Source organism: Ruegeria sp. AD11(2025) (genome assembly GCF_056542405.1).
Genome location: NZ_JBQFZU010000006.1, coordinates 131,504 through 150,161, shown reverse-complemented (window position 1 = coordinate 150,161; position 18,658 = coordinate 131,504). Strand labels below are relative to the sequence as shown.

Below are 18,658 nucleotides of genomic sequence, written 5' to 3'. Positions count from 1 at the left end.
GTGGCGCCATGACGTTGCACCCTCGTTCGATCACCCTGAGTTCGCCCGAAGAAACATCGCAATTCGCCGCGCGGCTGGGGGCGGAATTGCGCCCCGGCGACGTGGTGCTGCTTGAAGGTGTAATCGGCAGCGGAAAGACACATTTCGCCCGCAGCCTGATCCAATCCCTGATGACTGAGCCCGAGGATGTGCCCTCGCCCACCTACACGCTGGTGCAGGCCTATGACACACCGGCGGGCGAGATCTGGCATTGCGATCTCTACCGGCTGAGCGCCGTGGAAGAGATCGAGGAGCTGGGCCTGACCGAGGCATTTGATACAGCCATCTGTCTGATCGAATGGCCCGACAAGCTGGGTCCTCTGACCCCTGAAACTGCCCTGAAACTTAGCTTTGAAACAAATCCTGATACGATGGAAAGCCGCCATCTGACCTTGTCGTGGTCCGATCCGAAATGGCCCCGCAAGATGGAGAGCGCCGCATGACGAACCGCGCTGTGCTGGCCGAGGCGCTGATTGCACAAACACCGTGGGCCAACGCAAGGCGTGCGCCACTGGCCGGGGATGCCTCGAACCGCCGATACGAGCGTCTGACCGATCCCGAAACCGGCCGGACCGCCGTGTTGATGGACTCCCCTCCGGGGAAGGCCGAGCCGGTCGAAAACTTTGTGCGTATGGCAAACCACCTGCGCTCTATCGGCCTCAGCGCGCCCGAGATTTATGCCGAGGATACGGAATTCGGCTTTCTGCTGCTGGAAGATCTGGGCGACGACCTGTTTGCCCGCGTTCTGAGGCAAGACCCAATGATGGAGCGGCAGCTATACGAGGCCGCAACCGACGTTTTGATTGCGCTGCATCAGGCCCCCACCCTGTCTTTGCCCTCATACGGCCCATCCCTGATGACCGAGCTGGCGGCGTTGTCCTTCACCAAATACGCGCAGGCGGTTCTGGGTCAGCACGACACGGGCGCGCGGCAACAGTTCGAATACCGTTTTTCGGACATTCTGCACCAGGAAACCTCGGGGACCAAAGTGGTGATCCAGCGCGACTACCACGCCGAAAACATGGTCTGGTTACCGGGCCGTAAAGGCGTGAAACGCGTGGGTTTGCTGGATTTCCAGACCGCCATGCTGGGCCATCCGGCCTATGACCTTGTGTCGATGCTGCAGGATGTCCGCCGCGACGTAGCCCCGGGCACCGAGATGCGAATGGTCAACCGCTATATCGCCGCGACCGGGGTGAATGATCACGATTTCCGCACCGCCTATGCCGTCCTGGGGGTGCAAAGGAACCTTCGAATTCTGGGCGTGTTTGCCCGTCTGGCGACGGAATACGGTAAACCTCAGTATGTTGATTTTATCCCGGCCACGTGGGCACATCTGATGCGCGATCTGGACCACCCGGCACTTGCAACCATAGCTGATCTGCTACGTACGGCCCTGCCCGCGCCAACACCGGAAAACCTGGACAGGCTCAGACAGACATGACCCGACTTCCCGAAGCCGTGATGCTGTTTGCCGCCGGGTTTGGCACCCGCATGGCCGCGCTGACCAGAGACCGCCCAAAACCGCTGATCGAGGTCGCAGGCCGCCCCCTGATCGATCATGCGCTAGATTTGGTAGATGATCTGGGTCCGGATCGTGTCGTGGCCAATCTGCACTATCTGCCCGATCAGCTTGAGGCCCATCTGGCCCCCAAAGGTGTCCTGTTGTCCCGGGAAGCACCCGAGATTCTGGAAACCGGAGGTGGGTTGCGCGCCGCATTACCCCTGTTGGGGGCGAATCCGGTATTCACCCTGAACACCGATGCGATTTGGGCCGGGCCGAACCCTTTGACCCTGCTGCGCGATGCGTGGGATCCCGATCGAATGGATGCGTTACTGATGTGCGTACCTATCGACCAGACCGTCGGGTACTCCGGCACAGGTGATTTCACCGCCGATGCCGAAGGCCGGATCACCCGTGGTCCCGGTTTGATTTATGGCGGGACGCAGATTCTCAAGACCGAGGGTCTGATGGCCATACCGGATAAGGCGTTCTCGCTAAACCAGCTTTGGGATCACATGCATAGCCAAGGTCGCCTGTTCGCGGCTACTTATCCCGGCCGCTGGTGCGATGTAGGACGACCCGAAGGGATTACATTGGCCGAGGGGCTGATTTCGGATGTTTAAGCCCAGCGCCACACCTCGTGTCTTTGCCGTACCGCCCGGATCAGATTTTCCCAAAGCACTGGTGGATGGGCTTCACCTACGCGGCACCAAACACCCACCCGAGGCCTTGGCACGTATTCAGCTTGTCGTGAACACCCGCCGCATGGCCCGCCGCGTACGGGATCTGTTCGATCAGGGGCCCGCTTGCCTGCTGCCGCGTCTTTCACTGGTCACCGATCTAGGCGAAAGCGTCGATCTGGCGCAAATCCCACCCGCCATTCCACCGCTTCGGCTCCGGCTGAAACTGACGCAACTAGTCGCCAAGTTGTTGGAACAGCAGCCGGATCTAGCGGCGCGGTCTTCTCTGTTCGACTTGTCCGACAGTCTGGCCGCGCTGATTGATGAGATGCAGGGTGAAGGCGTTTTGCCTGATGCAATCCGGCAGTTGGATGTCAGCGACATGTCCGGGCATTGGGAACGCGCGCAAAAGTTCATTGGGATTGCCGATCAAATCATCGACTCCGGCCCAAATGCGCTGGACGTTCAGGCGCGGCAACGGCGTGTGGTGGAAAACCTGATCGACCGCTGGCAGGTGGCACCGCCGCTGCATCCCGTGATCCTTGCGGGTTCAACCGGGTCGCGCGGCACCACGCTGATGCTGATGGAGGCCGTCGCGCGCCTGCCCCAAGGCGCTCTGATTCTGCCCGGCTACGATTTCGATCAGCCGGATCACGTCTGGCAGGGGCTGGACGAGGCGCTGACGTCAGAAGATCACCCGCAATACCGGTTCCGCAAGCTGATGGCACGGCTTGATATGCAACCTGGTCAGATCGAACCTTGGACCGATGATCCCGCGCCCTCACCTGCCCGCAACAAATTGATTTCACTGGCGTTACGTCCCGCTCCGATCACTGATGCCTGGATGTCCGAAGGGCCGCAGTTGACCGATCTGGACGATGCCACGCAAAACCTGACACTGGTCGAGGCGCAATCCCCCCGGGCCGAGGCGCTGGCCATCGCGCTGCGACTGCGCGAAGCGGCTGAAACCGGCCAGACCGCCGCACTGATCACCCCGGACCGGATGCTGACCCGTCAGGTCAGCGCCGCGCTGGATCGTTGGAACATCCTGCCTGATGACAGTGCGGGCCTGCCGCTGCAATTGTCACCTCCGGGCCGATTCCTGCGCCATGTGGCAGGTCTGTTCGCCCGGCGGCTGGAAGGTGAGGCGCTGCTGACCCTGCTTAAACATCCGCTCTGCCATGGTGGCGGTGATCGCGGTGCACATCTGCTGCATAGCCGCGATCTTGAACTGGATTTGCGGCGTCACGGCCCACCATACCCTGACAGCGCCAGCCTGACCGCGTTCGCCATCCGCAAAGAGGTGCCCGAGAGTTGGATGCGCTGGCTGTCGACGCATTTCTGCGACCAGAATGTGAACGACGAACTGCCGTTGTCGGACTGGGTGACGCGCCTGCGGAGTTTGGCCGAGGCGATTTCCGCCGGTAGCGAAGGCGAAACCGGCCCGCTGTGGGAGAAAAACGCGGGTCAAAAGGCACTGTCGGTTCTGACAGCGCTAGAGGATGAGGCTGAACATGGTGGCCCGATGACTGCCCACGACTTCGCGGACCTGCTGGGTGCCTTGCTGGCCGGGGAAGAGGTCCGCGACCGCGACGCGCCGCATCCGCATATCATGATCTGGGGCACACTTGAGGCACGGGTGCAGGGCGCCGAACTGCTGATCCTTGGGGGCCTCAACGAAGGCAGCTGGCCCGAAGCCGCTGCACCTGACCCCTGGCTGAACCGCCAGATGCGCGACAAGGCCGGGCTGTTGCTGCCCGAACGCCGCATTGGCCTGTCAGCCCACGACTTTCAACAGGCTGTCGGCGCGCCCGAGGTCTGGCTGACCCGCGCGACCCGGTCGGACGACGCCGAAACTGTGCCTTCGCGCTGGCTGAACCGGATGACGAACCTATTGCAGGGTTTGCCGGGGCAGGGTGGCCCTGTGGCTTTGTCGGCGATGCGTGGCCGTGGACAGTCGTACCTGCGTTGGTCGGAACAACTTGAAGCCGCGCCCCGGATCGACCCGGCACCGCGCCCGTCTCCACGCCCGCCGATCACCGCACGTCCGCGCCGTCTGAGCGTCACCGAAATCAAACGCCTGATCCGCGACCCGTACGCGATCTATGCCAAACATGTGCTGCGGCTGCGGCCCCTGGACCCTCTGGTTCAGGCCCCGGATGCCCTGTTGCGCGGGATTGTCATCCACGAAATCCTCGAACATTTCATCAAGGACAGTGTTTTTGACAGCGCCTTGCTGACCCGCGAGAACTTCCTGAAACGGGCCGAGACACTGCTGGATCAACATGTGGCCTGGCCCACGGCCCGCAAACTCTGGTTGGCGCGATTGGAACGCATTGCCGACGACTTTCTGACCGCCGAAACCGCCCGGCGCGGCGACGGAGGTCCGGTGGCCTTTGAGGCCGCGATGAAACTGGTGCTGAGCCCTGTGGATTTCACCATCGCAGGCCGGGCGGATCGGATCGACCACAACAGTCGCGGCGCGCTGCGGATTGTGGATTACAAGACAGGCACGCCTCCGACCGAAAGCCAGCAAGCCAAGTTCGACAAACAACTGCTGATCGAAGCTGCGATGGCCGAGCGGGGCGCCATCGACGGAATCGACCCGATCCCCGTGGCCGAGGCTTTCTTTATTGGCATGGGCGGCACGTATAAAGAGGTCACAGCCCCGTTGGCCAAGGAACCGCCCGACAAGGTTCTTGCCGAGCTGACAGAGCTTGTTTCCGCATATTTAGAGCCTGATCAAGGCTTCACATCCCGCCGAATGCTGCACAAAGACACCGACATCGGCGACTATGACCATCTGGCCCGCTTCGGCGAATGGGATCGCACCGATGAGACCGATCCAGAGGTGCTGAAATGAGTGCACGCAACGACGCAACCGAGCGGCAGGTGCAGGCCGCACGGCCCGACGCCTCGACCTGGCTGGCGGCCAATGCCGGCTCGGGCAAGACGCGGGTTTTGACCGATCGGGTGGCGCGGTTGCTGCTGGGTGGGGTGCAACCGCAGCACATCTTGTGCCTGACTTACACCAAAGCCGCCGCCAGCGAGATGCAGAACAGGCTGTTCAAGCGGCTCGGTGAGTGGGCGATGTTGGGCGACAGTACGCTGCTGGCCCAACTGACCGACCTGGGCGTGCCGGGCGTCATTGACCCCGACAGGTTGGCGCAGGCCCGCACCTTGTTCGCCCGCGCCATCGAGACGCCGGGTGGGTTGAAGATTCAGACGATCCACTCGTTCTGCGCCTCACTGCTGCGCCGTTTTCCGCTTGAGGCCGGGGTCAGTCCACAATTCTCGGAAATGGAGGATCGCGCAGCGGCATTGCTGCGGGAAGAAATCGTGGAAGATTTCGCCGAAGGCCCGCAAGCCGCGCTGATCGAGGATGTCGCGCGATTCGTCACCGATACCGGGTTTGAAAACCTGACCGCGGCCATCACTCATAAACGCAACCAGTTTGCGCAACCGCTGGACTGGCGCGACCTGCAGCAACGGTTCGACCTGCCGGAGGGGCTTGATGAAGACACCCTGCAGGCCCGCGTTTTTCTGGGCGGTGAGGTTGACCTTATCCGCTCGATCCTGCCAGCACTAACCGAAAGTGGCGGCAACAACGCCAAAGCGGCTGCCAAACTGTCGGCCTTCACCGAGGCGCGGATTAGCAGCCTGACCGTGTTGGAAAGCGTGTTTCTGACCGGGAAATCCGCGAAGGAACCCTTTACCGCCAAGATCAACAGCTTTCCCACCAAGGCCCTGCGCGAAGGGGCGCTGGCCGGACAGATGCCGCAGCTGGAATCCTTCATGCTGCGCATCGAGGCCGCGCGAGAGCAGCGGTTGGCGCTGGTTGCGGCGCGCAAAACCCATGTGCTGCACCGCTTTGCCGCCGCCTTCCTGCCGGAATACGAACGCCGCAAGCAGCTGCGCGGCTGGCTGGATTTCGACGATCTAATCCTGCGCGCGCGGCAAGTGCTGAACGACCCGGCGGTGGCGGAATGGGTGCTGTACCGTCTGGACGGTGGCATCGACCACATTCTGGTCGATGAGGCTCAGGACACCAGCCCCGACCAATGGGACGTGGTTGAAAAACTGGCGCAGGAATTCACCAGCGGGGAAGGGGCCCGTTCCGGGGTCGAGCGCACAATCTTCGTCGTCGGCGATAAGAAACAGTCGATCTATTCCTTTCAGGGCGCCGACCCGCAGGCTTTTGATCGGATGCAGGCCGAGTTTGGGCGCAGGCTGGCAGAATCAGGCTCTAAACTGTGGGATTCGACGCTGGAGTATTCGTTTCGATCCTCCAGCGCGATCCTGTCGCTGGTCGATATTCTGTTCGAGAACCGCGCCGAGGCCGGGTTTCACAAGGACAGCTTGCACCGTGCCTTCAAAGCTGATCTGCCCGGTCGGGTTGATCTGTGGCCAGTGGTCGAGAAAGTCGAAGAAGACGATGATGGCGACTGGACTGATCCGGTCGATCGCCCCGGCGCACGGCACCACACCGTCATTCTGGCCGAGAAGGTGGCCCGGTCGATCAAGGACATGATCGACCGCGGAGAGACGATCCCTGAGGATGGCGACCCGCCAGGCACATTTGTACGCCGCAAGGTGCAACCAGGGGATTTCCTGATCCTCGTGCAGCGCCGATCGGATCTGTTTGCCGAGATCATCCGAGCGTGCAAGGCCCTGCGCCTGCCCATTGCCGGGGCTGACCGCCTGAAAGTCGGCGCCGAACTGGCCGTGAAAGACCTGGCCGCGCTGCTGAGTTTTCTGGCCACGCCCGAGGACAGCCTGTCGCTGGCGACCGTGCTGAAATCACCCTTGTTTGGTTGGAGCGAACAGCAACTTTTCGACCTAGCGCATCGGCGGCAGGAGCAATTCCTGTGGGCTGCACTACGCCAGCGCGTCGAGGAGTTTCCGAAAACATTGGAAATCCTGAACGACTTGCGCGGTCAAATCGACTTCCTGCGCCCCTATGACCTGATCGAGCGAATCCTGACCCGCCATGACGGACGGCGTAAACTGCTGGGGCGTCTGGGGGCCGAGGCCGAGGATGGCATCAACGCGCTGCTGTCGCAGGCGCTGGCTTATGAACGCACCGATATCCCCAGCCTGACCGGATTTCTTGTCTGGATGCAGACAGACGATCTGGAAATCAAGCGGCAGATGAGCGGCGTCGGCAACATGATCCGGGTGATGACGGTGCATGGTTCCAAAGGGTTGGAGGCGCCGATCGTGATCCTGCCGGACACCGGCAAACGGCAGGCTCCGCGCGACGCCGAGATCATGGTGAGTGAGGGCACGCCACTGTGGAAAGTGCCTGCGGACGCATCGCCAGCCCTGATCGCCAAGGCACGAACCGAGGCGCGGGCAAGGGAGGAGAATGAACGGCTTCGGCTTCTGTATGTGGCTCTAACACGTGCTGAAAAGTGGTTAATCGTGGGCGCGGCCGGGGATGTCGGCAAGGACGGAACCAGCTGGTATCAGATGGTCGAGGCGGCGATGGCGCGGGCAGGGGCCACTCAACTGTCAGAGACTGACACGTTGCGCCTGTCCCATGCGGATTGGGACGCGCTGCCGATTGTGGAACACACTGCGGCCGAGGTTGCCCAAACTCCGCTGCCGGACCAGTTCCTGAACACCGCCACGGCACCGGAGCCGGCACCTGAAACGCTCAGCCCCTCTGATCTGGGCGGGGCCAAGGCGTTGCCCGGCGATACCGGTCAGGATGAAGAGGCCGCCAAGCTGCGCGGTACGCGTCTGCACCTGCTGTTGGAACACTTGTCGTCGGATACGCAAAAAAACTGGCCTCAGCTCTGCGCCCGGGTTCTGCCCGATATGCAGGAAGTGGACCGGCAAGAGCTACTGACCGAGGCGCAAAACGTGCTGACAGCGGACCATCTGCAAGCCGTTTTTGCGGGCGACGCACTGGCCGAGGTTCCGGTGACTGCCGAGCTGAGCGGGCGGCGGATGCACGGGGTGATCGACCGGCTGATCGTGACGGACACCGAAGTGCAGGTGGTTGATTTCAAATCAAATGCCATGGTTCCCAGCAGCCCATCGGCCTGCCCCGAAGGCCTGTTGAGGCAGATGGGGGCTTATGCGCATGCGCTGGCCCAGATTTATCCGGGTCGAGAAATCCGAACGGCAGTCCTTTGGACACGAACGGCGGAGCTTATGTGGTTGCCACACGATCTTGTGACGGATGCACTGGCCCGCACCCATATATCTTGACCTTGCCATGCCCGGCCCCTACGTTCTGTTCCCGAGTTTACCCCATTCAGGAGACAGAAAATGTCGACCGTAGCCGTAACCGACGATACCTTTGACGCCGAAGTCAAGAATTCCGACATCCCCGTTGTTGTCGATTTCTGGGCCGAATGGTGTGGCCCCTGTAAGCAGATCGGCCCCGCTCTGGAAGAGCTGGCCGCTGAATACGGCGGCAAAGTGAAGATCGCCAAGGTGGATGTGGACAGCAACCCGAACGCGGCAGCCGCCATGGGCGTGCGCGGCATCCCGGCGCTGTTCATCTTCAAGGACGGTCAGGTTGTCTCGAACCGCGCAGGTGCCGCCCCGAAGGCTGCGCTGCAAAGCTGGATCGACGAATCCATCTGATCCGTTTCGATGCAGACAGATCAAAGGCGCCCCGCACTGGGCGCCTTTTTTACGCCAGAGGATCAAATGGCAAAAACACGGGTTCTTGTGGAATTCGGCATGGGCACCTCGCTGCGGCGGGAAGACTATACTGAGGCCGCGCTGCGGGCGATCAAAGACGCGTTGTGGCACAATTCGGTCAACATGGCCGAGCTGTTCGACTTCCCGAAAGAAGCGATGGTCATCGACGCCGAGATTGGGGTGCAGAAACCCGATCAGGTGGATCAGGACGCGCTGAAAGCCATCTTTCCCTATGGCCAGCCGAATATCACCGTCACGCAGGGCGGGTTGGATATCGAAAAACCGCATACCGCGGGACGCACAGTCATTGCCAATGCGGCCATCGTTGTCTCGTTCGACATGGAGCCCGTGGGATGACCGAAAAACGCATCATACTTGAGATGGGCACCGGCAACGACCTGTATGAGCAGGATTACACCAAGGCGGCACGGCGGGCGGTGCAGGACGCGCTGCATCATTCGTCGATCACCCTGTTTTCCAAGCTGGGTATCGACCATTCCGAAATGCGCGTGATGGTCACGATTGGCGCACAGGAACCGGAACGTGTGGATTGTGAACTAATAGCCGCTGATCTGCCCCGCGGCCGAGCCGAGGTGCGGGCCGTTAAAGGCGGTCTGGATATAGAAGACGCCGAAGCTGGTACCCGGCATGTTGTAGCAACAGCTGCGATTGAGGCCTTCTTGCCTGACCGTTCGGGTCAATACAAACTGGTGTGACAAAGAAAAAGCCGCTCGAATGAGCGGCTCATCTTTTGCGGTCGTACTGATCGCGGATCAGATATTCTTGATGTCCGCGCGGCACAGGCCGATATCTTCCAGCTGTGCGTCGCTCAGTTCCGACAGAACTTTGCGTGTCTTGCGGGTTTCATTCCACTCGGCAGCTTTTTCGAAAGCTGCGGTGAACGCGTCCACTACATGCAGGATGGTAGCTGCTCCGAGCGGCGCATGGATATTTGCGGTGGTTGCCATTTGCGCATTCCTTCAAACTGAAACAGCCGACCCTTCGTCGGTTGTAAGCCTCATTTAGGACCAGGCGGCGCGACTCACAATTGCTAGTCCGGTAACCCCGATTTGCGATTCTTGCATATCTTTTGAGCAGTTTGTGAACTGTTGCGCTGCGGGCGGGTCCGGCCCATATAGGATGCCAGCGAAGAACGGAGGCCCTGATGGCAGACAGCGAATTTCCCGGTTGGCACGGCACAACGATCATTGGCGTCAAAAAAGGCGGCCACGTGGTGATTGCCGGCGACGGACAGGTCAGCCTGGGTCAGACTGTGATCAAGGGCACCGCCCGCAAGGTCCGCCGCCTGTCACCGGGCGGGTTCGAAGTCGTCGCCGGGTTCGCCGGATCGACCGCCGACGCGTTCACTCTACTGGAACGGTTGGAAGCCAAGCTTGAGGCCACGCCCGGTCAACTGGCCCGCGCCTCAGTCGAATTGGCCAAGGACTGGCGCACCGACAAGTACCTGCAAAAGCTCGAGGCGATGCTGATTGTCACCGATGGCAAGGATCTGCTGGTAATCACCGGAGCAGGGGACGTGTTGGAGCCGGAACACAACGTGGCGGCCATCGGGTCGGGCGGCAATTTCGCTCTGGCCGCAGCCCGTGCGATGATGGACGGTGACAAACCGGCCGAACTGGTCGCGCGTGAGGCGATGGCGATCGCCGCAGATATCTGCGTCTATACCAACGGCAATCTGACGGTCGAGACTATTTCAGGCTAAAAGCGCCTTGATCTCTTTCCCTTTCCAGCGGCGATGCATCCCGATCAGGCCAATGATCGCGGCGATGATCACTATGTAGTAGGGCACGCGGATATCGATGCTCATCAACCCGCCGCCGATCAGGGACATTATCCCTCCGGCCAGGCAGAAGACCGCCGTGGTCACACCCATGACCCAGCCCTGATCCGTCTCGCTTACGCTGGACGAAAACAAGCCCAGCAGGGTCGGGTAAGAAACTCCGAAGAAGAAATAGAAGAAGAAGACCGGCACGTAGCTCAGCACGCCGCTGGGGCTGAAGGCGAAGGCAAAGCCGCAGATCACCATGACGATTAGCGAAGTATAGACGATCTGGTGCTTGCTGAACCTCTCCTGCGCCGGTTTCACCAGGAAGGTACTGGAAAAGGCCAGCGCAAAGCCGATTACCACCATCGCCACGCTGCCGCCGATCACGCCATAGCCAAAGCGACTGGTCAGGAAATTGTCGACAAACACGTAGAATGTGACATTGGCAATCATGAAGAACGAATAGACTGGCAGGATTTTCAGAACCATCGGATGCCCGCGCACCGCGATCAGACTGTCGGTGATGTCGCGGGGGCGGAAGACAAAGGCTGTGCGTTCTGTGCGCGTGTCTTTGAAGAATGTCAGAACAAGGAAGATGGCAATCAGCACCAGAATAAATGCACCGTAGAAAGGGGTTTTCAGCGTGGCAATACTACCCAACAGAGCCGAGTCCGACAAAACAGCGCCAATGATCGGGCCGCCAACAAGGCCAAAACTGACACCGGTCACGATATAGCCCATGTTTCGGTCTCGATCGGCAGCATCGGTGCTGCCATCAATCATCGCCGCCTGCGCGATGGGCTGGTTTCCGGCCGTGAACCCGGTGATCGACCGCCCAAGGATCAACAGAAGCAGACTGTCCATATAGAGCGAAGCGATGGTGATGGCATAGCCCGCCAGCGCTCCACACAAGCAGACCAAAAGCGCGTTCTTGCGCCCGATGGAATCCGAAACCTTAGAGACATAGACCACTCCCAGAAACCACGACAGAAAGAAACACCCAATCACCAGCCCGTAATAGAAATGGCGTCGGCCATCCGGCGTGTTGTCAGGCAGGAAACCGGATTTCGTCTCCATGATCAGCGAGTTGATGATCGGAAAGACAAGCCCCTGTCCGATCAGGTCGACAAACACCACAAACAGCAAGGTGATCTTGGCAATTTTCGTCATGTCCGCGCTCCTGACGTTCAACGCCTTGAAAACAATGTAACAGAACGCCCGCGTTTCACCTATGGAAAGCATTTGCAAACCGGGTAGGGCATTGCTAACCAACGCTGCCAATGAAAAAGGCTTGGTTGTTTTCGCCTCAGCGGTGATTACCTAAGCCCAAGTTTTGCTATGCCGACCGAAAGGATGCGCTTTGACCGACCTCACCCCGCGCGAGATTGTCTCGGAACTGGACCGTTTCATTATCGGTCAGAAGGATGCCAAGCGTGCCGTGGCCGTGGCCCTGCGCAATCGCTGGCGGCGCAAGCAGCTGGACGACGACATCCGAGACGAGGTCTATCCCAAGAACATCCTGATGATCGGCCCCACTGGTGTAGGTAAAACCGAGATCAGCCGCCGTCTGGCCAAACTGGCCCGCGCGCCGTTCATAAAGGTCGAGGCCACCAAGTTCACCGAGGTCGGATATGTTGGCCGTGACGTGGAACAGATCGTCCGCGATCTGGCCGATGCCGCCATCATCCAGACCCGAGAATACATGCGCGAGGACGTGAAGGCCAAGGCCTATCAGGCGGCAGAAGACCGCGTGATCGCGGCCATCGCCGGTGAAGACGCCCGCGAGGGCACCCGCGAGATGTTCCGCAAAAAACTGAAAGCCGGTGAGCTGGACGACACGGTGATTGAGCTGGAGCTGTCCGACACCTCAAACCCGATGCCGATGTTTGACGTGCCCGGCCAGCCCGGCAGCCAGATGGGCATGATGAATCTGGGCGATATCTTTGGCAAAGCCTTTGGTGGGCGTACCGTCAAGAAGCGTATGACCGTCGCCGAAAGCTATGACGCCCTGATCGGGGAAGAGGCCGACAAGCTGCTGGACGACGAAACCGTCAACCGTGTGGCGTTGGAGTCGGTCGAACAGAACGGCATCGTGTTCCTGGACGAGATCGACAAGGTCTGCGCCCGGTCCGACGCGCGCGGCGGCGATGTCAGCCGCGAAGGCGTTCAGCGCGATCTGTTGCCTCTGATCGAGGGCACCACCGTATCCACCAAACACGGGCCGGTGAAAACCGACCATATCCTGTTCATCGCATCTGGGGCGTTCCACATCGCCAAACCCTCGGACCTGCTGCCGGAACTACAGGGTCGGCTGCCGATCCGCGTGGAACTGCGCGCGCTGACCGAAGAGGACTTCGTGCGCATCCTGACTGAGACCGACAACGCCCTGACCCTCCAGTACACCGCTTTGATGCGTACCGAAGAAGTCACCGTCAGCTTTACCGAAGACGGCATCGCGGCACTGGCCCGCATCGCCGCGAATGTGAACCAGACCATCGAGAACATCGGTGCGCGGCGGCTTTACACGGTGATGGAGCGGGTGTTCGAGGAGCTGTCCTTTACCGCCCCCGATCAGGCTGGCGCCGAGATCACAGTGGACGCGCAGTTCGTGGACGACAATCTGGGTGAGCTGACCAAGTCCACCGACCTCAGCCGTTACGTTCTGTAACACGGCCAGCTGGTTTTTGCCGTTCCCCTTGCCCCATGTCGCTGGACGTGGGGTCAGAAATCGATAGCTTAGCGCAAAATGCTCTGAGGGTTTTCCGTGCTGCGCTATTTTATTGTTCTGATTGCCTCCGTGTCTTTGACCGCCTGCGTCGACCGGACGATTACGGAGACCGTGCCCTCGGCCCTGACCATTGGCACGCCTCAAACCGTGTTTGCCAGCACAACGCGCGCCCGCGAGCCGGACGGGTCTTACGGCTTCCGTCGCGGTGAAACTTTACAGTTTCTGGAAACCAAGGTTTCGATCCCGCCAAACCACACGCCAGGAACGCTTAAGTTTTCCTACGCGAATCCGAACCCGCAGAAAGAATTCGTTCTGGCTGACATAACAGAATTGGACGGTCCTCAGGGTTTACGAGAGCACCTGCGTGGCCAGGACGACGTCACGATCTTTGTGCACGGCTATAACTCGACTCAGACGGAAACTATCTTCCGTGCGGCGCAGCTGACTCATGACATCGGTTTGCCCGGTTCAATCCTAGTCTATTCCTGGCCCAGCCGCGCGACAGGGTACGGTTATGCCTACGACCTGGACAGTATGCTGTTCGCCCGCGACGGGTTAGAGCAGACCATCCGCGAACTGAAATCCATGGGCGTCAAGCGTGTCGTTCTGGTGGCGCATTCGATGGGCAGCGCACTGTCGATGGAAATGATGCGGCAAACCGAATTGCAGGAACCCGGCTGGGCCAACAGGAACCTCGAAGGGGTTATTCTGATCTCGCCTGACCTGGACGTGGACCTGTTCCGCTCGCAGATGGAGCGGATCGACACACCGCCCGACCCCTTTATTGTTATGGTGTCGCAGAAAGACAAAATCCTGAACATCTCGGCCCGTCTGCGTGGAACTGCGGAAGGGGAAAGGTTGGGCAATATCAGCTCGATCGGCGAACTGGCAGAGTTTCCGATCAACGTGATCGACACCACGGCCTTCAACAGTGATGCACAGTCTTCACATTTCGTGGCAGCGACCTCTCCCGCACTGCTAGCAATCCTCAGCTCGGTCCGACGGGTCAGCAATACCTTCGGACCCGATGAACGACCCGGAATCGACGTTCTGGTACCGCGCAACCAACGCAACCCCGATGGTGCGACCGAGATCGTCCTGACAGAAACCGGCGAGGCCGAGGTGACCACTCCGTGACGTTCAGCCTGCGTCGGTATCTGATCGAAAATGCGAACTGGCTGAGCGCGGGTGTCCTTCTGACCTTTTTGTCCAGCTTTGGGCAGACCTTTTTCATCTCGATCTTCTCGGGGCAGATCCGTGCTGAATTCGGCCTGAGCCATGGTTCATGGGGGGCGATCTATTCGCTAGGCACCACCGTGTCGGCCATCGTTATGATCTGGGCAGGGGGGCTGACCGACATCTTCCGCGTGCGGATCTTTGGGCCGGTGGTTTTGGCCGGTTTGGCGCTTGCGGCGTTGGTGATGGCGACAAACAGCGCATTGTTGCTGCTGCCGATCGTGATCTTTCTGCTGCGCCTGTTCGGTCAGGGGATGAGCATTCATCTGGCGCAGGTCGCCATGGCGCGTTGGTTCACCGCGACCCGGGGCAAGGCGCTGTCCATCGCCTCATTGGGTTACGCGATCGGGGAATCCCTGCTGCCACTGATCTTTGTGGCCGCGATGGCTTTTCTGGACTGGCGCTGGTTGTGGGTGATTGCCGCGGGAGTGGCGATCCTGAGCATCCCGGTTCTGATTGGTTTGCTGCGGCAGGAACGCACCCCGCAGAGCCTCTCCGGCGATCAGACCGCCACCGGAATGCAGGATCGGCACTGGACCCGGCGCGCGGCGCTGCTCCATCCGCTGTTCTGGTTCATGGCACCCGCGATCCTGGGGCCATCGGCCTTCATCACGGCCTTCTTCTTTCATCAGGTCCATCTGGCCGCGGTCAAGGACTGGCCGCATATCCAACTGGTCGCTTTGTTCCCGGTATTCACCGGCGTTTCGATCCTGTCGATGTTTGCGGCGGGCTGGGCGCTGGATAAATGGGGCACCGCACGGATCATGCCGTTCTACCAACTGCCCATGGCTGTCGGCTTTGCCATCCTCTCGGCAGTCGACACAATCAGCGGTGCACTGATCGGGCTAATCTTTCTGGCCCTGACCGTCGGCGCGAACAACACCTTGCCCAGCGCCTTTTGGGCCGAGTTCTACGGCACACGGCACATAGGCGCGATCAAGGCGCTGGCAACGGCGGTTATGGTGTTGGGATCAGCCATCGGCCCGGCGCTGACCGGGGTGCTGATTGACCGGGGCGTTTCGCTGGGCGCTCAGTTCCTGTGGATTGCCGTTTTCTTTGTTCTGGTCTGCGCGTTGGCCTGGACCGGTATCCGCCGTGCCCGGGCCGAGTTCTATCGGGTGCGCCGCAGATAGACGTAATAGGCCCCGTCGCCACCATGGCTGATATGCGCGGGCGTCACCTGCAGTACTGATTGCGCCAGAGGCGGGATCGACAGCCAGTGTGGCACGTTATTTCGCAGCACTCCGCGCGGGGTGGGGATCGGGCCGGGCTCATCCCGGTCCTTGCCCTTGCCGGTCACGACCAGAACCAGCCGCTTGCCCTGCGCCTGCGATGTCAGGACAAATCGGATCAGCGCCGGATGCGCGGTGTCAACCCGCATCCCGTGCAGGTCCAGCTTTCCTTCGGGCTTGAGCTTGCCGCGTTTCATCCGCCCATAGGCCTTGATGTCCATCTGCACCGGGCTGGCCCGCAGGTTGTCAGTGACCGAGGGTTTCAACGCATTCCGCACCGGCTTTACCTGCGCATTCTGGCCGATCTCAAACCCCTCCAGCCGGAATTTCGGTGCTTTGGTCGGTTTGGGCTTGGGCAGAGAGGTCGGATGCACTGATTGCGGCAGTTCGGGGTGCAGGCGTTCGGCCTGTTTGGTGACCTTGCGCCACAGCTCGATCTCTTCAGAGGTCAATTTGCGGCGGGGCATCAGAACTCATCCGGGATCAGGGCATAGGCACGCTGGATCGGCACCAGCAGGACCATCCGACCCGGATCCTTCAAACGTCCGGCGGCCTGTCCGGCCTCATCCCCGGTGCCATAGAAGATATCCGCCCGCTGCGCCCCCTTGATGGCCGCACCTGTGTCTTGCGCGATCATCAGTCGGCGCATGGGCTCTTTCCCGTCCTTTTCCACCCAGACCGGAGCCCCCAGCGGCGTATAGGCCGGATCGGCGGCGATGCTGCGCATGGTGGTGACGGATCGGTTCATCGCACCCAGCGGCCCAAATTCGGGCGCAACACGGGTCACCTCGCGAAAAAACACGTAAGAGGGGTTGTGAAAAAGCAGTTCCGCCCCGGCCTCGGGGTTTTTGCGCACCCAGGCCTTGATCATCTGGGCACTGACCTGATGTGCCCCCAATGCGCCCTGCCGGATCAGTTCAACTCCGACGGAACGATAGGGGTGCCCGTTGGCACCGCCATACCCCACCCGCAAGGCCCCGCCGTCGGCCAAGCGAATACGGCCCGAGCCCTGAATCTGCAAAAAGAAGAGCTCGACCGGGTCATCGACCCAGGCAATCTCAAGCCCCCGGCCGGTCATTGCATCGCCGGTCAGGATTTCCCGGCGGCTGAGCCAAGGTCCTTCGGCCCGCGCCTCAGGCGGCATCTTATAGACCGGGTATTTAAATCGATCTGTCCGACTGCGGGACCCGTCCAATTCGGGTTCAAAATACCCGGTGAACAGCGCATCATTGCCGTCTTCGACCAAAACCGGGCGGAAGAACAGCTCAAAGAACGACCGCGCGGCGTCGGCCTCATAGGTCTTCGCCACGCCACACAACGCGCGCCAGTCCGGGTCATCCAGATCGCCACATGTGTTCAGAAAAACAGAAAGGGCCGCCCCGTGATCATCAGCGGCCCAGCCTTCAAGATCGTCAAACGACAGGATCGAGCGCGTCGCCTCGGCTCCGGCGGCGCTTGCGGTGGTCATCACGCCCACCAGTAAGAGCGACCGGAGTGCAGCAATCATGCGTCCGTGGCGACAAGCAGCCAGTTCGGATCGTCCGAGCCCATGACACGGGCAAAGGTCCAGCTGTCCTTTTGGCGTTTGACGGTGTTCGGGCTGCCTTCGATGATATCACCGCCGCGATCCCGCACGACCGAGGTCAGTTCACCTACGAATTTCATGGTGATCTCGGCCTGATTGGTATCCTTGTCGAACCTCGCATCAGCCAGCGTGGTTTCACGGACGCCGATGAATTCGGCTTCGATGGTCAGCCCCTGATCTTCGCGGGCTGCAACGACGGAAACGAAGGTGTCAAACACCTCTTCGGACAGGAAAGGCTGGATTTCGTCCAGGTTTCCTTTTTCGAACCCCATAACGATCATTTCATAAGCGCCGCGCGCGCCTTGCACAAATTCACTGACCGAGAAGCTGGGCTCAATCCGCTTCATCGCAGTCAGGGTTTGTGCCTGCTCGCTGTCTTCGGCAACATGGTCAGTGATGTCGTGATCCGGGCCACCTTCGATCACCTCGAACCCGCGACGGGCGTTCTGTGTATCGGGCTGCTGCTGAACGGGAGGTTTTTCAAAACCTTCACGCGTGCCCAGCACGCTTTTCAGACGCAGGATCAGGAAAACGGCAATTCCGGCCAGGACCAGCAACTGGATCATCGGTTCGTTCATTTCATCCTCTTTTCAGACCGCGACTTTGTATACACGGCCTCATGCCACTATGTAGGTGACAGTTCGTGGCAAGTCCACTGCCCGACCTCTGGTAAAGGATAACGCAAATGTATCTGTTCTTGGCATTTTTATTGGTCCCGATCATCGAGATCGCCCTGTTCATTCAGGTTGGCGGTCTGATCGGCCTGTGGCCAACGCTTGCGATCGTGATTCTGACGGCCGTTCTGGGCACCGCCTTGGTCAGGACACAAGGTCGCATGGCACTGGCCAATCTGCAGCGATCCTTTGCCGAACTGGACGACCCGACCGAACCTTTGGCCCATGGTGCAATGATACTGCTGTCGGGCGTTTTGCTGCTGACGCCAGGGTTTTTCACCGATGCGGTCGGGTTTGCGCTGCTGATCCCCAGCGTTCGGGTGGCCGTTTTCCGCTATCTCAAGTCGAAAGTGCAAATCACCCAGTTCCAGATGGGCACCGGTGCACAGTTTCGGTCCGGTCCACAGCCATTTGATCAGGATGACGTGATCGACGGCGAATTTACCGAGGTCCGGCCACGTCAGGACCCATCTAAGCCGTCCAAATGGGTCGAAGGCCCCCACCAGCATTGAGGTGCCGCGCCCAACTTGCTAA

General features: G+C 60.4%; 17 protein-coding genes and 1 pseudogene. 13 read left to right on the top strand and 5 right to left on the bottom strand.

Annotation, left to right across the window (positions count from 1 at the left end; translation table 11 throughout):
* Positions 1 to 8: 8 nt before the first annotated feature.
* From tsaE to ACR1XY_RS08175, 8 genes and pseudogenes are all read left to right on the top strand, one after another.
* Positions 9 to 482: a tRNA (adenosine(37)-N6)-threonylcarbamoyltransferase complex ATPase subunit type 1 TsaE gene (gene tsaE / locus ACR1XY_RS08210; RefSeq protein ID WP_480592020.1), complete on the top strand. Its 474-nt coding sequence runs from the start codon at positions 9 to 11 to the stop codon at positions 480 to 482.
* Positions 479 to 1,483, top strand: coding sequence for an aminoglycoside phosphotransferase family protein (locus tag ACR1XY_RS08205; RefSeq protein ID WP_480592018.1), 1,005 nt, complete (start codon positions 479 to 481; stop codon positions 1,481 to 1,483). Before tsaE ends, ACR1XY_RS08205 begins: the two co-directional genes overlap by 4 nt.
* Complete coding sequence (locus ACR1XY_RS08200; RefSeq protein ID WP_480592016.1) at positions 1,480 to 2,166, top strand: nucleotidyltransferase family protein; 687 nt, start codon at positions 1,480 to 1,482, stop codon at positions 2,164 to 2,166. The genes ACR1XY_RS08205 and ACR1XY_RS08200 overlap by 4 nt, the downstream gene beginning before the upstream one ends.
* On the top strand, positions 2,159 to 5,086 hold the full coding sequence (addB, locus tag ACR1XY_RS08195) for a double-strand break repair protein AddB (protein ID WP_480592014.1): 2,928 nt from the start codon (positions 2,159 to 2,161) through the stop codon (positions 5,084 to 5,086). The genes ACR1XY_RS08200 and addB overlap by 8 nt, the downstream gene beginning before the upstream one ends.
* Entirely contained in the window at positions 5,083 to 8,442 is a 3,360-nt protein-coding gene (addA, locus tag ACR1XY_RS08190; RefSeq protein WP_480592012.1) for a double-strand break repair helicase AddA, read from the top strand. The genes addB and addA overlap by 4 nt, the downstream gene beginning before the upstream one ends.
* Positions 8,443 to 8,484: 42 nt before the next feature.
* A pseudogene (trxA, locus tag ACR1XY_RS08185) lies at positions 8,485 to 8,823 on the top strand (thioredoxin); the annotation flags it as partial.
* Positions 8,824 to 8,889: 66 nt separating this feature from the next.
* Positions 8,890 to 9,240 carry a Lin0512 family protein gene (locus ACR1XY_RS08180; protein ID WP_480592010.1) on the top strand — a complete coding sequence of 117 codons (351 nt, stop codon included), beginning with the start codon at positions 8,890 to 8,892 and terminating at the stop codon, positions 9,238 to 9,240.
* A complete protein-coding gene (locus ACR1XY_RS08175) occupies positions 9,237 to 9,599 on the top strand; it encodes a Lin0512 family protein (protein ID WP_480592008.1) in 363 nt (120 codons plus the stop codon). Before ACR1XY_RS08180 ends, ACR1XY_RS08175 begins: the two co-directional genes overlap by 4 nt.
* Before the next feature lie 57 nt (positions 9,600 to 9,656).
* Here the strand turns inward: ACR1XY_RS08175 and ACR1XY_RS08170 are convergent, their stop codons facing one another.
* On the bottom strand, positions 9,657 to 9,851 hold the full coding sequence (locus ACR1XY_RS08170) for a DUF1127 domain-containing protein (RefSeq protein WP_480592006.1): 195 nt from the start codon (positions 9,849 to 9,851) through the stop codon (positions 9,657 to 9,659).
* 197 nt (positions 9,852 to 10,048) lie between these two features.
* Between ACR1XY_RS08170 and hslV the strand changes: the two genes are divergently transcribed.
* Positions 10,049 to 10,606 (top strand): ATP-dependent protease subunit HslV, encoded by a 558-nt coding sequence (gene hslV, locus ACR1XY_RS08165; protein WP_480592004.1) that lies wholly within the window; start codon positions 10,049 to 10,051, stop codon positions 10,604 to 10,606.
* On the opposite strand, the gene ACR1XY_RS08160 is transcribed toward hslV, so the two are convergent.
* The gene (locus ACR1XY_RS08160; protein ID WP_480592002.1) at positions 10,598 to 11,839 is read right to left on the bottom strand and encodes an MFS transporter; all 1,242 of its coding nucleotides are present in this window, start codon (positions 11,837 to 11,839) and stop codon (positions 10,598 to 10,600) included. The genes hslV and ACR1XY_RS08160 overlap by 9 nt on opposite strands.
* Positions 11,840 to 12,029: 190 nt before the next feature.
* On the opposite strand from ACR1XY_RS08160, the gene hslU reads away from it, so the two are divergent.
* The 3 genes from hslU (at position 12,030) to ACR1XY_RS08145 (ending at position 15,766) form a co-directional block, all read left to right on the top strand.
* Entirely contained in the window at positions 12,030 to 13,337 is a 1,308-nt protein-coding gene (gene hslU / locus ACR1XY_RS08155) for an ATP-dependent protease ATPase subunit HslU (RefSeq protein WP_480592000.1), read from the top strand.
* Positions 13,338 to 13,433: 96 nt separating this feature from the next.
* Positions 13,434 to 14,534 (top strand): alpha/beta hydrolase, encoded by a 1,101-nt coding sequence (locus ACR1XY_RS08150; protein WP_480591997.1) that lies wholly within the window; start codon positions 13,434 to 13,436, stop codon positions 14,532 to 14,534.
* A complete protein-coding gene (locus ACR1XY_RS08145; RefSeq protein WP_480591995.1) occupies positions 14,531 to 15,766 on the top strand; it encodes an MFS transporter in 1,236 nt (411 codons plus the stop codon). Before ACR1XY_RS08150 ends, ACR1XY_RS08145 begins: the two co-directional genes overlap by 4 nt.
* Here the strand turns inward: ACR1XY_RS08145 and ACR1XY_RS08140 are convergent.
* From ACR1XY_RS08140 to ACR1XY_RS08130, 3 genes are read right to left on the bottom strand one after another with little or no spacing between them, the layout of a single operon-like run.
* On the bottom strand, positions 15,745 to 16,332 hold the full coding sequence (locus ACR1XY_RS08140) for a Smr/MutS family protein (protein ID WP_480591993.1): 588 nt from the start codon (positions 16,330 to 16,332) through the stop codon (positions 15,745 to 15,747). The two genes, ACR1XY_RS08145 and ACR1XY_RS08140, sit on opposite strands and share 22 nt — an antisense overlap.
* Positions 16,332 to 17,372, bottom strand: a complete 1,041-nt coding sequence (gene mltA, locus ACR1XY_RS08135; protein WP_480591991.1) for a murein transglycosylase A — start codon at positions 17,370 to 17,372, stop codon at positions 16,332 to 16,334. The genes ACR1XY_RS08140 and mltA overlap by 1 nt, the downstream gene beginning before the upstream one ends.
* Positions 17,369 to 18,028 (bottom strand): Tim44/TimA family putative adaptor protein, encoded by a 660-nt coding sequence (locus ACR1XY_RS08130; protein WP_480591989.1) that lies wholly within the window; start codon positions 18,026 to 18,028, stop codon positions 17,369 to 17,371. Before ACR1XY_RS08130 ends, mltA begins: the two co-directional genes overlap by 4 nt.
* A gap of 107 nt (positions 18,029 to 18,135) precedes the next feature.
* Between ACR1XY_RS08130 and ACR1XY_RS08125 the strand changes: the two genes are divergently transcribed.
* The gene (locus ACR1XY_RS08125; RefSeq protein WP_480591987.1) at positions 18,136 to 18,636 is read left to right on the top strand and encodes an FxsA family protein; all 501 of its coding nucleotides are present in this window, start codon (positions 18,136 to 18,138) and stop codon (positions 18,634 to 18,636) included.
* Positions 18,637 to 18,658: the final 22 nt, after the last annotated feature.

Excerpts from the sequence above, each read along its gene's own strand:
- ACR1XY_RS08140 (WP_480591993.1), bottom strand. The coding sequence starts at position 16,332 with ATGCCCCGCCGCAAATTGACCTCTGAAGAGATCGAGCTGTGGCGCAAG.
- ACR1XY_RS08160 (WP_480592002.1), bottom strand. The coding sequence starts at position 11,839 with ATGACGAAAATTGCCAAGATCACCTTGCTGTTTGTGGTGTTTGTCGAC.
- addB (WP_480592014.1), top strand. The coding sequence starts at position 2,159 with ATGTTTAAGCCCAGCGCCACACCTCGTGTCTTTGCCGTACCGCCCGGA.
- ACR1XY_RS08175 (WP_480592008.1), top strand. The coding sequence starts at position 9,237 with ATGACCGAAAAACGCATCATACTTGAGATGGGCACCGGCAACGACCTG.
- addA (WP_480592012.1), top strand. The coding sequence starts at position 5,083 with ATGAGTGCACGCAACGACGCAACCGAGCGGCAGGTGCAGGCCGCACGG.
- hslV (WP_480592004.1), top strand. The coding sequence starts at position 10,049 with ATGGCAGACAGCGAATTTCCCGGTTGGCACGGCACAACGATCATTGGC.
- tsaE (WP_480592020.1), top strand. The coding sequence starts at position 9 with ATGACGTTGCACCCTCGTTCGATCACCCTGAGTTCGCCCGAAGAAACA.
- ACR1XY_RS08130 (WP_480591989.1), bottom strand. The coding sequence starts at position 18,028 with ATGAACGAACCGATGATCCAGTTGCTGGTCCTGGCCGGAATTGCCGTT.
- ACR1XY_RS08170 (WP_480592006.1), bottom strand. The coding sequence starts at position 9,851 with ATGGCAACCACCGCAAATATCCATGCGCCGCTCGGAGCAGCTACCATC.
- mltA (WP_480591991.1), bottom strand. The coding sequence starts at position 17,372 with ATGATTGCTGCACTCCGGTCGCTCTTACTGGTGGGCGTGATGACCACC.
- ACR1XY_RS08205 (WP_480592018.1), top strand. The coding sequence starts at position 479 with ATGACGAACCGCGCTGTGCTGGCCGAGGCGCTGATTGCACAAACACCG.
- ACR1XY_RS08125 (WP_480591987.1), top strand. The coding sequence starts at position 18,136 with ATGTATCTGTTCTTGGCATTTTTATTGGTCCCGATCATCGAGATCGCC.
- ACR1XY_RS08180 (WP_480592010.1), top strand. The coding sequence starts at position 8,890 with ATGGCAAAAACACGGGTTCTTGTGGAATTCGGCATGGGCACCTCGCTG.
- ACR1XY_RS08200 (WP_480592016.1), top strand. The coding sequence starts at position 1,480 with ATGACCCGACTTCCCGAAGCCGTGATGCTGTTTGCCGCCGGGTTTGGC.